Raw genomic sequence first — 12,447 nt, forward strand, 5'->3', positions numbered from 1 at the left:
TGTCATTGCAATGCCACTTTTTATGCTTGTTATTTTCCGATAGATACGTTCAACAGTTTGTCAGACCCAGTTGGATGCGGAATCCACCCCGAAATCTCTGCACGGGCAGCTTCTGGAACAGTGGCATGAACCAATGGTACCCAAGGAGCATCTTTCTTAATGATTTCTTGTGCTTTTTGGTAAAAATCAGTCCGAGCTTTTTGATCCGTTGATTGCTGAGCCTTAATGAGGATATCATGCAAGGCATCATTTTTATAAAAAGCAACGTTTCCTGCATCAGGAGTACGTGTATTATCTTTATCTAGCAGGACGTAGAGGAAGTTATCTGGATCCCCATTATCTCCCGTCCATCCGTAGAGAGCCATTTGATGCTCCCCTTTTCCTACACGGTCTTTATAAGTCTGCCAGTCATACGTGACAATCTTAGCCGTAATGCCGATTTTCTTTAAATCCTCTTGCATAAACTCAGCCACTTTTTTCCCATTTGGCATATAAGGGCGTGGTTCTGTCATCGCATAAAATTCCACTTCAAAGCCGTTTGGATAGCCTGCTTTTTCGAGGAGTGCCTTCGCTTTCTCTAAGTTGTATTCATAGTCTTGAGTCTCTTTGTTAAATCCCCACACTACATCGGGCATCGGATTCACTGCTGGTTTTGCATATCCCGCAAAGAAACTATCAATGATGCCTTTTTTATTCGTTGCAAGGTTAATCGCTTGACGCACCTCTGGCTTATCAAATGGCTTCTTCATCGTATTCAGTGCCAAATAACCAACGTTCATCCCTGGACGCAACTTCAGCTGCAATTTCTTATCTGCTTCCACTAACTTCGCATCATCAGGATTCAAACCATCCATCATATCGATATCTCCTGATTTCAAAGCGGTAAAACGTGCCGCGTTATCAGGAATCGATTTAAAGATGACTTTATCCATCTTAGGTAAGCCTTTTTCATAGTAGTCAGGATTTCTCGCAAGCGTAATGCTATCATTCTTCTTCCACTCAACGAATTTAAACGGCCCTGTCCCTACTGGTGACTGATTAAATTTGATACCCTCTGGGTCCTTTTTTATTGCTTCTGGAGAACCGATTCCAAAACTACTCATCGCTAAGTTATTGAGGAATGGACCTTGTGGTACAGCCAGTTCAAACTTAACCGTATTTGCATCGACCGCCGTAACCGCTTTCATAACATGACCTTTATCTCCTTTGAAGCCACCAAACATGTAACCGTAGTAAGGGAAATCTCCCTTATGGTACGGATTTTTTTTATCCATCCAGCGTTCAAAGTTGAATACTACGGCTTCTGCATTAAACGGAGTTCCATCGTGGAACTTGACCCCCTGCTTCAAGGTAAATGTCCACGTCAATCCATCCGGCGTTTTTTCCCATTTCTCAGCAAGCCCTGGTACTACTTCCGTACTATCATCTTTATAATCAACCAAAGTATCCAAAATCTGCTTCGTAACCTTTAAGGACTCCCCATCCGTTTGTTGACTTGGATCTAGGCCAACCGAATCTGCACCACGTCCATAAATGAGTGTTTTGGACTTACCACTTCCCGCATTCGGGTCTTTCCCACCACAAGCAACCAAGAAAGAAGTAGCAAGTAGTGTCACAGAAAGAGAAAGAATGAGACCACGTTTTTTCATACAGAAACCTCCTTAGAATAGTGATACAGCATCAATTCCAAATCTAGGCCCGTCACCTCCTTGATGAAATGCAAGCTTACTATGTATCTACAAATGGCAGGCTGAAAAATGACCTCCACCCTGATCCGTAAACTCTGGGCGCACTTCTTTGCAAATATCCATCACATGTGGACAACGCGGATGAAAAGCACATCCCTTAGGCGGATTCGCTGGGCTGGGTACATCTCCCGATAAAATAATTCTCTGCTTCTGGAAATCTGGATCTGGTACAGGAACAGCTGAAAGCAATGCTTGCGTGTATGGATGAAGCGGCTTCTCATACAACTCATCCCGATCTGCTAACTCCACTAAACGCCCTAGATACATAACGCCTACTCGATCACTAATATGCTTTACCACACTCAAGTCGTGGGCGATAAACAAATATGTCAGCTCAAACTTTTCTTGCAAATCAGCCATTAAATTCAGCACTTGCGATTGAATCGACACATCCAGAGCAGACACAGGCTCATCCGCGACAATTAGCTTCGGTTTTGTGGATAAAGCTCGAGCGATGCCGATTCTCTGCCGCTGACCACCGCTAAATTGGTGCGGATAGCGCATTGCATGAGATTGATTCATTCCAACCAGATGTAGGAGCTCCTGAACTTGTTCCTTCCGTTCCTGTCCATTCCCCATCCCGTGAACAATGAGTGGCTCTTCTAAGATATTGAATACTTTTTGCCTAGGATTTAGAGAAGCAAATGGATCTTGGAAAACCATCTGCAAATCACGACGTACCTTCCGCATCTCTTCCTCACCCAAAGCAAGCAATGATTTCCCCTCAAATGTAATCTGACCCGATGTCGGCTCATGAAGACGTAGGATCGCTCGTCCAGTGGTTGATTTTCCGCAACCACTCTCCCCTACCAAACCTAACGTCTCACCCTTTTTAACATAAAAACTAACATCATCGACGGCCATAATCTCACCTGTTTTTTTGCCTAATAACCCTCCCCGGATGGGAAATGTCTTTCGCAGATTATGTACTTGTAGCAGCAACTTCCTTCACCTCCTGATGCAAAAAGCAACGACTAAGATGACCTTCTTCCACAGCAATCAAATCAGGAGAACTCTCACGACAAATATCCATCACATACTCACAACGCGGAGCAAAACGACATCCTCGCGGCATCTGATGAGGATTAGGCACCTGACCCGGTATAGAATAGAGACGATCTCTTTTATCCTCTATCTTCGGAATCGAATTCATCAAACCCTGCGTGTATGGATGCTTTGGATTACGAAACAATCGAAAACGGTCCGTCTGCTCTACGATTTGTCCCGCATACATCACTACAATTCGGTCACACATCTCTGCAACGACTCCTAAATCATGTGTGATGAAAAGAATGGATGTCTCAAATTCTTTGTTTAGATTTTTCATAAGATCAAGGATTTGCGCTTGAATCGTAACATCTAAAGCAGTAGTCGGCTCATCCGCAATCAGTAGTTTCGGATTTAACATCATCGCCATTGCAATCATCACCCGCTGGCGCATTCCCCCAGATAGCTGATGAGGATAGTCATCCAATATTCCTTCACGGCTAATCCCCACTTGTTGCAACATCTCTAGGGCTTTCTTACGCGCTTCTTCCTTACTCACTTTTCGATGGATACGCACTACTTCCATTAACTGATTTCCTACTGTAAAGAGTGGATTTAAAGAAGTCATCGGCTCTTGGAAAATCATCGCTACCTGATCCCCACGAATTCTACGAAGCTCTTTCTGGGAAATCTTCGTAAGATCCATTCCCTCAAACTGAATCGATCCTGCCACAACTTTCCCAGGTGGCTGAGGAATCAGGCCCATAATTGCTAAAGATGTAACACTTTTCCCACATCCAGACTCTCCAACCAAACCGACTACTTCTCCTCTTCCTACTTCAAGGCTGACACCGTCAACCGCTTTTACGACCCCTTTGTCGGTAAAAAAATGTAATTGTAAATCGGCAATCTCTAATACTGTCTGGGTCACTGGATCACCTCGTTTATTCGCTAACACACAAAACAATAAAATGTAAATATAAAGATAATAGATAAAAGTATGTATATGACAAATATTAAAATGATATCTATTGTTCTATATATTATCACAATAACATTCTTACTTTCGACAATTTTTTTTATGAATCTCCGTTGAATTTGGTTAAAGTTAACCATAATATACACAAGAGCTATCTACACATCTTCAGTCCCATGCTCTAGAGAGGCGATACTTTGAAGTTACGTGTCATGACCTTTAATATCCATCATGGTAAAGGAACCGATCGCAGAATCGATCTACAACGAATTGCTAAAATCATCGCCGATCATCAGTGTGATGTAGTTGGTTTAAATGAAGTAGATTGCTATTTTTCAAAAAGAAGTCATTATGTAAATCAAATAGATTGGCTGGCCAAGTCACTCGGCATGAACTATGCTTATGGACATGCTATTTCCTCACCAGCCAAGAAAAGAGTAGAACATAAACGATATGGAAATGCGATCTTATCGCGTTATCCCATCTCCTTCGAGCAAAATCACCTATTCCAATATCCAACTAGACTGATGGAAAATCGCTCCTTGCTAGAGTCACACATCCAACTTCCTAGTCAAACATTACATGTGTGCACCTCGCACCTTAGTCTAAACCCCTGGATTCATCGCAAGCAGGTTAACTATATTCTCCATCATTGCTTAGAACACTCATTACCCACTATCGTAATGGGAGATTGGAACATGAGGCCGAAATCGAAACCATGGAAAAAGGTTACATATCACTTCACGGATGTCTGCAAAGCAAACGATCCCACTATGCGATATGCAACCTTTCCTTCATTACGCCCTAGAACCCAACTAGATTATATCTTTGTCAGTCGTGACCTCTTTGTTCAAAGTGCAGAAGTGGTTCAAAGCAATCCCCTTGCTTCAGACCATCTTCCCCTACTCACAACAATATCCCTCAGCCACTAGTTACATGTTGGAGCAACTGCAGTCGTTGATCCTGTCCATACATAGGCATCACTAACCCACTGTCCGTTACCGATGCGATCCCATATATTCGTGGTTTTCGATCTACCTGTGAAAGTCGTACCTGTGGCCGTACATGCTATAGTTACAATCTCTCCATCATTCTTCGTGCCCACGATCGGATAGTTACTTCCCGGTCCAGATCTCACATTCAGCGTGCCACTCCCCACTACATCCACAATCCCTTGGTTCTGGTCAAGTGCTCCGTAATTATACAATCCTTGACCTGGATAACGAACGGTACTTCCATGCATCGCGTACCCTCCATAGGCGGAATTACCCGACCAGAATACCCAACCACCGATCTCACGCCCATTTATCGATACATATGCATTATTGTAGCGGAGTGCAAAGTGTACGTGTCTTCCTGATGCATATCCCCCACACGATACATCTGTGCCCGTATACCCGAGGAATGTACCTGCATCCACCCATGACCCATTCGGCCGGATATTATTCCACAAATGATAGTAATCAGTGGCAAAACCGTTCGCATGAATAATTCGAACCCAACCCTGTCCACTTCCACACATAGTATATGCATTTCCTGAACCCGCTGCCAAAACTTGTTGATTCCCCCCTGCTAGATCTAGGGAGCTATAAGGAGTATTTTGTCCACTATAACCATGCGGTCCACCTGTTAACGTCCAAGTAGCCCCTAAAGCAAAAGGCAACCTCAATTGATCTTGATCCCCCATAATCTTGACATCACTACTACGATTAGCAAACACCTTCTTTTCATTGCTATTCACGACCGTACTAGGCGCATCTTGTAACCAATTCTGGAATAATTGACTCCCCTCCAAAGCCACCTTCCATTCGGCACCTTCCATCTTCGCAACATAAATCCAACCCTCTGGATACGCCCCTTTTTCCTTAGGTGCCTCAATGACAGCTGTACCAAACACCCATTTCTTGTCTATGTCCTTTCTCTGAACATTTACCTGCGCACGACTCTTCACATCCGAGACAGAGACAGAAGCTTTTTTTTGCTGAGTCATCTCTTGCGTAACCGCCTCTGTCAATTTTGAAATATCGTCTTCGCTTATTTTAGACGTTGTGACATTTTCCCAAACAGGAACCGCTACAGTCGGCATCAACACTAACAATAAAGCAAGCCCAATGCACCAATACATCCATTTCTTCCTCATCTGATTTCCCCCTAAATGATTAATCTTATTAATTTTAAAATTCATTATATTGATTATATTGGCAAATGTTGTTGTTTTTAATTCATCTATTTTTATTTATTACTTTCAAACTCGCATGTAAGTAAACGTATAAGAACATACTACAAATGCCATTTAAAGGGAGGAAACAACATTGGATATACAAAGAGCAAAAGAAATAATTGCTTCCCCGGAAACTATACTTGTGAACTACAATGGTAATTCGATCTGGATTGACCAGGTAAGTGAGGATGGCGTTACAGCTACCGTTCATATACAAGGAGAACATCAAGAAAAACAAAAAGTTAGACTTTCCGATCTAAGTGAAGTCAATCATTAGTTTGATCTATAAAGAAGGGAACGGCCAGATCAGCTGCCAGTTCCCTTCTTTATTTTTTCAATCTGCATCATAATCATTTTAATAATTATAATTAATTTCTCTATATTTGATGAAATTAGATAAATATAATCACACAACAAAGAATTATTTACGCGCGAAAACCTATAAACAAACTAATATTTATTCATAAAATAGTATATTAATCAAATATAAATCACATTAAAATGTTTTATTTATGTTGTTAAATAAAATCATTGAATATATATGTGAAATTTAATATGATTATTTAGTGCAACTCGCCCATAATTAAATAAATTTCTATAGCATTTTCTATTGTTCTTTACTAAATAACTATCAGAGGTGATAATATGAAAAAATTTGGCCTAGCTTGGCAAATTTTATTTGGGCTGGTTGTTGGTGTAATAGTAGGTGCCATTTTCTACGGAAACCCTACAATTGAGACATATCTAAAGCCGATTGGTGACGTCTTTATTCGACTAATTAAGATGATCGTAATTCCAATCGTCATTGCCAGTATCGTAGTGGGTGTCGCTGGAGTTGGGGATACGAAGAAGTTGGGAAAACTAGGCGGTAAAACCATTCTCTATTTTGAGATCATTACCACCATCGCTCTCGTACTCGGATTGCTACTTGCTAATATTTTCCAACCAGGTGCCGGCATTAAGATGGATGTACTGCAAAAAACAGATATTCAAAAATACGTAGACACAACCCACCAAGTAGGAAGTCATGGGTTTGCAGATACATTTGTAAATATCGTTCCAAGTAACCTGTTCGAATCCTTAGCAAAAGGCGATATGCTCGCTATTATCTTCTTCTCCGTCATGTTCGGACTTGGTGTTGCCGCCATTGGAGAAAAAGGAAAACCCGTTCTTACCTTCTTCCACGGTGTCTCGGAAGCTATGTTCTCCGTGACCAATCAGATTATGAAGTTTGCTCCGCTCGGTGTGTTTGCACTAATTGGTGTAACCGTTTCTAAGTTTGGTATTCAGTCCCTTATTCCACTTAGCAAACTCATTATCTTGGTATATGCCGCAATGATCTTCTTCATTGTAGTTGTACTGGGAATCATGGCACGCATCGTAGGCATTAACATCTTCCACTTATTCCGCGTCTTAAAAGATGAAATTATACTTGCTTACTCTACAGCAAGTTCTGAAACCGTTTTACCAAAGCTAATCGAGAAGATGCAGAAGTTAGGATGCTCGAAGGCCGTTACATCCTTTGTTATTCCAACCGGTTACTCATTTAACCTTGATGGCTCTACTCTTTATCAAGCGATCGCAGCACTATTCATCGCTCAATTATATGGAATTCATATGCCAATTAGCGCCCAAATCACACTTCTTCTCACACTCATGGTCACTTCTAAAGGAATCGCTGGAGTACCAGGTGTATCCTTCGTTGTATTACTAGCTACTCTTGGGGCAGTCGGAATCCCAGCCGAAGGACTCGCTTTCATCGCCGGTGTAGATAGAATCATGGATATGGCCAGAACCGTCGTAAACGTATTTGGTAACTCCCTAGCCGCCATTGTTATGTCCAAGTGGGAGAAAGAATATGATAAAGACAAAGAAACAGCTTACTTGAAGGAATTAAATATCATTCCATCCAAGTAATGCATTCATATTTCACTACAAAATAAAGACGCCATTTATCCTCTATTAGGGAAACGGCGTCTTTATTTTGCTTTGTTCACTCATCTATCGATAGAATAGTAAACAGCTACCCAAAAACTTAAACAGCAAACAACGAGTTCTTCATATCTGGAAATAACCGTAGCGATGATTGATTTATGTATATTACCAAACCAGTACATACGACTCACAAATGAGCAACTTTTAATCGAGTAGGAGGGGGTGATTAACCCCCGACCTCTCACACCACCTAGCATGCGGTTCCGCACTAGGCGGTTCATTTAAGTCTGACGAGTCCAGTCATATTTTTGCTCCATGGTGAATGATTTTGAACGAGAGGTAATTTCTCTGATCTTTTCCTTCGCTCTTTTAATACTCTCCTTGGCAATACGTATTTTAGGTTGGTGGTGATGAGTAAAGCTGAATCCTAGAAACTTTCGTTTCCAGGGCCTCCATACCGAACGAATCTATGCCCGCGCTTTTCCAGTTCTTTATCTAATACATCTAGCATGATATTAGATAATAATGGGCTTAATGGGCCACCTTGTGGGACGCCTTGTTCATTGGAAACTCGTAAGCCATTAACCATAATTCCAGACTGCAAATACCTACGAATCAGTTTCAATATTTGCTTGTCTGTTATCTTCTTTACAAGTAAGCTCATTAATTTGTCATGGCTCACTTGATCAAAGAACTTCTCAAGGTCTAGATCTATTACCCATCGATAGCCTTCCTCTATATATCCCCTGGCTTTTCTAACTGCGTCATGTCCACGTTTTCCGGGACGGAACCCGTAGCTACAATCTGAAAAACCCGGATCAAATAAAGGTGTTAGAATTTGAGCGATTGCTTGTTGTACGAAACGGTCGAACACAGTAGGTATACCTAATAACCGAACGCCACCGTTCGATTTCGGGATTTCGATTCGACGGACGGGCAACGGTTTTGTAGGTTCCATCTTCGATGGAAGAACGGATAGAAGTCCAATGTTCCTGGATGTGTTCTCGTAGGGATTCTACTGACATTCCATCCATCCCATGGCTACCCTTATTCTTTTCCACTTGTTTGAGTGCTTTCAAGAGAGTTTCTCTTGAAAGTAGCCGTTTCATTAACATCGATATAACCTTCCTCGTGAACGCTTCATTCTATTTGTGCCATTCCTTACTCCACCCTCCAAGAGTCCCCCATGGACTTTACCACTTCCTCCTCTAGGCAAGCCTATTATAGGTTGTCTGTATCAATGTAAAGAATGAACGCTTAGTGAATCGTTCTTCCTAAATGTTCAGCCCTTCCCTTTTCAAGTATCCTCTACTCAGGTACTATGGCATCTGCTGACTTCTGCATGTTCAGCTAAACCTTTCGATCTAGGTTACCCTGTGGACATGGCTTGCCATGCAGATCTCCCCGGGTAAGAACGCAGTCTTTCTCTCCATCTATCTGTCTCATCTACTCTCATTCGCCTTCGGTAGCAAGGACTTTGTCTTGCTATGCAGACTCATCCAACGAATACTAGCCTTGTATGAGATTCGTGTCCTCAGATCGGAGATTTGCTGACGGCTTCCTTCAGATTCCACCTCACGGTGGACACCCTTGCCTTAAGCTAATGGCTACTGCTACCTTCACCATTCGGGACTTTCACCCTATAGACTACGCCCATGCCGGGCGCACATATAAAAGACCGCTAAGAAAAATCTAGCGGTCTTGTTTTCGAACAAGTCAAAACTCGTACACACATTACTTTTCTCTCTTCTTTATTCTACTAGCCATTTTAGCACCCATTTTAATAGATGGAATTTCAATGAAATAGTAGCAAAGACTAGCAACTAATAATGAAACCACAAAACTTAGCAATAAAATGGAACTGGTTGGTATCAAGTTAGCCAATAAATGTACCATGAACAGAATAATGGGGAGGTGTACTAGATAAAGACTGTAAGAAATTTTCCCTATGAAATGAATCGGCTTCCATTTTAAGACGTTTGTTGCTCTGATAGAAGCTAAACTGATACTTATGAATATGACTGATCCAATAGCTGTAAACCAATCATCTATAATAAAATTATGAGCAAAAGAAACATTGTAAAACAGGAAGCTATATGAATAGAAGCAAGCCCCTAGTAAGAACAGAAACCCTTTAAATAACGTATTTTTCTCTTCTAACCAATCTACAATAGTCTGGTAGTATTTAGCCAATAACGCCCCTACCATAAAGATTCCAATATAATGAATCGTATAATCTAAGCTTGCTACTTCTACCATAACGGAAAGAAATACTGCAAAACAAAGTACACTCTTCCAATTAAGTCGTAGCACAAGCATCATAATGAACGGAAAAATGATAGAAATTCTCATTTCATGAATAAGCGACCAAATAACGGGGTGAAAATCTCTTGTATCATAATTTCCTATGAATAAAATATGATTCCAGATATCTTGTATTGCTATTTCTTTATTCCATCCACGTGAAACGAAATCACTACCACCCTGTACCACCTCTCCAATGAAAGGAAATGCTAATAAGAAAGCAAAAACCAACGTTACAATGTAAGGAACGTATATTCTGAAAAAACGCTTTATCACATATGGAATGTATTCTAATTTAAAACTCTCTCGATAATAAGGTAAGGCTAGTACAAAACCACTCAACACAAAAAATAAAATGACTGCCCCATGTCCATCAAAAAAAATATGTAGTGGACTATATTTAACTATATTCAACCAAAAATAATCCGTATTTTGACTCGTGTTTGGCTCAAAATATGGAAAAATATATAGCAGATGACTGAAAACCACTGTCAAAGCAGCTATACCGCGTAAAGAATCCAATTGTACTAAGTGCCGTTTCATTTACTGACTCCTAACTAAATATACTATTTCGAAGTACCACCAACATGTTAATACATCAATTTAAAAAACGTTGAGAAGGTACTATTTGGGTCGATTAAATTCCATTTTCATATTATACTTTTCTCATCATGTATAAATCTATCCTTTTATGTCGGCGAATGTTACCGGTCACATAACCTCTATTCCATACACCTCTAATGACTAGTTCAGTAGCCTCTATTGTAAACAAGCTAATTCTAGTGCAGAATATCAAACTCAATTCTAATCCTGAGCGGATGGCGCGGACGGCACTACGGGACCTCAAGGACCAGCAGGGCCTACTGGACCACTTAGCAGTGATATATTCCAAGCTTTTTCTATAATTCCTGGTGTTACTACAACAACTAATAATGGTGTTACCTTTACTCAACTTGTAACAACTTCTCCTGCATATACTTTTACTGCTCCTAGTAGTACCATTACTATAAATCAAGCTGGACTCTACCGATTCGATTTTTCTGCATTCGGAAAATCCACATCGTCGGCCACAGGAACAGGAATGGCATATGGAATAGGTATAAGTGGTGGATTCGCCGTAAGTCCACGATTTGGTGCCGAAGCACCAGCCACAGGAAACAATGTTCTAGTTAATGGTAATTCATATCAAACAGTAGCTACTGGAGCAGTTGTCCGATTATTAAATGCTGTCACAACATCAGACATCCTAGCAGGCGGTTTTGACGGAAGCTTTGCTGCCAGTGCAACAATTTCGATTGAAAAATTATCCTAGAGCGTGCTGTTCTTTAGTTAAATGAAAAAATGGAAGTATTAGAAGCGATACTCATAGTTAATAAAACAAAGCCTTTGAGAGGTTATTATTTCCTTTTGTAGGCTTTTTTGTTAATTGTGTTGAAAGAGATTTTCAAAGCAGTTCGAATGCAATCTTAAATAATATTCAATACACATGCTACCTTCTCAATCGCCTCTTTCTTAACCCGATAGTAATTCCGCTTACTCCAACCATCATGTTCTTAGTAGCTCCTTCAATACGCAAAAAAATGGGGATTAATTCAAAAGAACCCCACTGACGAGGCCACAAGGTTCTTGAGTAGTACAGAAAAAGAACCTCTATATATTGCTTACCTCCTTGCCATCTTCACAGGTATGCGTATGGGGGAGATTCTCGGATTAAGGTGGCAAGCTGTCGATTTTGAGAACAAAACATTGAGCATACAGCAATCCTTAGCTAAAACCAAAAATGGGCTGATATTTCAGGAACCAAAATCTAAAGGATCTAAAAGGCTGATATCAATAACTGATGACGTAGTCCAAGCCTTAAAAAAACATAAATTAGAGCAATCAAAGCAAAAGCTACAACTAGGAATGTCATATGGGGATTTTGATTTGGTTGTTTGCACCAGCCTTGGAACCCCCATGATCCCCGAAAACCTTAGACGGCACTATAACAGAATGATATCCGAATGCGGAATTAAAAAAATCCGTTTCCATGACTTACGACATACCCACGCCAGTATCATGCTACAACTTGGAGAACACCCAAAAGTGGTTAGTGAGAGGTTAGGACATAGCCGTACAAGTGTAACTTTGGAAATATACAGCCATGTAATCCCAGGTATTCAAGAAAAGGCGGCCGAAAAATTTAGTCATGCGTTGTCCAAAAAAGGATAAAAAATATCAATGTGGTCAAAATGTGGTCAATCAAGGTTTTTTTGCCCTAATCGTAAAAAAGACAA

General features: G+C 40.7%; 10 protein-coding genes and 1 pseudogene. 5 read left to right on the forward strand and 6 right to left on the reverse strand.

The features are described 5' to 3' along the window. Positions 1-29 precede the first annotated feature (29 nt). The 3 genes from BT147_RS05340 to BT147_RS05350 all read right to left on the reverse strand — a co-directional run bounded on the left by BT147_RS05340 (position 30) and on the right by BT147_RS05350 (position 3,666). On the reverse strand, positions 30-1,649 hold the full coding sequence (locus BT147_RS05340; protein ID WP_072331865.1) for an ABC transporter substrate-binding protein: 1,620 nt from the start codon (positions 1,647-1,649) through the stop codon (positions 30-32). An 87-nt stretch (positions 1,650-1,736) separates the two neighbouring features. Continuing rightward, positions 1,737-2,690 (reverse strand): ABC transporter ATP-binding protein, encoded by a 954-nt coding sequence (locus BT147_RS05345; protein WP_072331868.1) that lies wholly within the window; start codon positions 2,688-2,690, stop codon positions 1,737-1,739. Further along, on the reverse strand, positions 2,671-3,666 hold the full coding sequence (locus tag BT147_RS05350; protein ID WP_072331871.1) for an ABC transporter ATP-binding protein: 996 nt from the start codon (positions 3,664-3,666) through the stop codon (positions 2,671-2,673). Before BT147_RS05350 ends, BT147_RS05345 begins: the two co-directional genes overlap by 20 nt. A 242-nt stretch (positions 3,667-3,908) precedes the next feature. Here BT147_RS05350 and BT147_RS05355 point away from each other — a divergent pair, with 242 nt between their 5' ends. Next, positions 3,909-4,643 carry an endonuclease/exonuclease/phosphatase family protein gene (locus tag BT147_RS05355; protein ID WP_083426397.1) on the forward strand — a complete coding sequence of 245 codons (735 nt, stop codon included), beginning with the start codon at positions 3,909-3,911 and terminating at the stop codon, positions 4,641-4,643. On the opposite strand, the gene BT147_RS05360 is transcribed toward BT147_RS05355, so the two are convergent. After that, positions 4,640-5,851, reverse strand: coding sequence for a peptidoglycan DD-metalloendopeptidase family protein (locus BT147_RS05360; RefSeq protein ID WP_286119107.1), 1,212 nt, complete (start codon positions 5,849-5,851; stop codon positions 4,640-4,642). The genes BT147_RS05355 and BT147_RS05360 overlap by 4 nt on opposite strands. A 172-nt stretch (positions 5,852-6,023) precedes the next feature. Between BT147_RS05360 and BT147_RS05365 the strand changes: the two genes are divergently transcribed. Next, positions 6,024-6,209 carry an H-type small acid-soluble spore protein gene (locus BT147_RS05365; RefSeq protein WP_072331874.1) on the forward strand — a complete coding sequence of 62 codons (186 nt, stop codon included), beginning with the start codon at positions 6,024-6,026 and terminating at the stop codon, positions 6,207-6,209. A gap of 368 nt (positions 6,210-6,577) precedes the next feature. Then, the gene (locus tag BT147_RS05370; RefSeq protein ID WP_072331877.1) at positions 6,578-7,849 is read left to right on the forward strand and encodes a cation:dicarboxylate symporter family transporter; all 1,272 of its coding nucleotides are present in this window, start codon (positions 6,578-6,580) and stop codon (positions 7,847-7,849) included. A gap of 317 nt (positions 7,850-8,166) precedes the next feature. Here BT147_RS05370 and BT147_RS15020 read toward each other — a convergent pair. Together BT147_RS15020 and BT147_RS05385 are read right to left on the reverse strand one after the other, a co-directional pair. Beyond that, a pseudogene (locus BT147_RS15020) lies at positions 8,167-8,982 on the reverse strand (reverse transcriptase domain-containing protein); the annotation flags it as partial. Between the two features lie 619 nt (positions 8,983-9,601). Then, positions 9,602-10,714, reverse strand: a complete 1,113-nt coding sequence (locus tag BT147_RS05385; protein WP_072331883.1) for an acyltransferase family protein — start codon at positions 10,712-10,714, stop codon at positions 9,602-9,604. 538 nt (positions 10,715-11,252) lie between these two features. On the opposite strand from BT147_RS05385, the gene BT147_RS05390 reads away from it, so the two are divergent. Continuing rightward, positions 11,253-11,483: a hypothetical protein gene (locus BT147_RS05390; RefSeq protein ID WP_072331886.1), complete on the forward strand. Its 231-nt coding sequence runs from the start codon at positions 11,253-11,255 to the stop codon at positions 11,481-11,483. A 314-nt stretch (positions 11,484-11,797) separates the two neighbouring features. Further along, the gene (locus BT147_RS05395; RefSeq protein ID WP_072331889.1) at positions 11,798-12,382 is read left to right on the forward strand and encodes a site-specific integrase; all 585 of its coding nucleotides are present in this window, start codon (positions 11,798-11,800) and stop codon (positions 12,380-12,382) included. Positions 12,383-12,447 lie beyond the last annotated feature (65 nt).

Origin of the sequence: Thermoactinomyces sp. DSM 45891 (assembly GCF_900119485.1) — a bacterium.
Classification (GTDB): Bacteria; Bacillota; Bacilli; order Thermoactinomycetales; family Thermoactinomycetaceae; genus Baia.

What these genes read in the sequence shown, in the direction of transcription:
- BT147_RS05340 (WP_072331865.1), bottom strand. Translation starts at nt 1,649, where the DNA reads ATGAAAAAACGTGGTCTCATTCTTTCTCTTTCTGTGACACTACTTGCT.
- BT147_RS05360 (WP_286119107.1), bottom strand. Translation starts at nt 5,851, where the DNA reads ATGAGGAAGAAATGGATGTATTGGTGCATTGGGCTTGCTTTATTGTTA.
- BT147_RS05370 (WP_072331877.1), top strand. Translation starts at nt 6,578, where the DNA reads ATGAAAAAATTTGGCCTAGCTTGGCAAATTTTATTTGGGCTGGTTGTT.
- BT147_RS05385 (WP_072331883.1), bottom strand. Translation starts at nt 10,714, where the DNA reads ATGAAACGGCACTTAGTACAATTGGATTCTTTACGCGGTATAGCTGCT.
- BT147_RS05390 (WP_072331886.1), top strand. Translation starts at nt 11,253, where the DNA reads ATGGCATATGGAATAGGTATAAGTGGTGGATTCGCCGTAAGTCCACGA.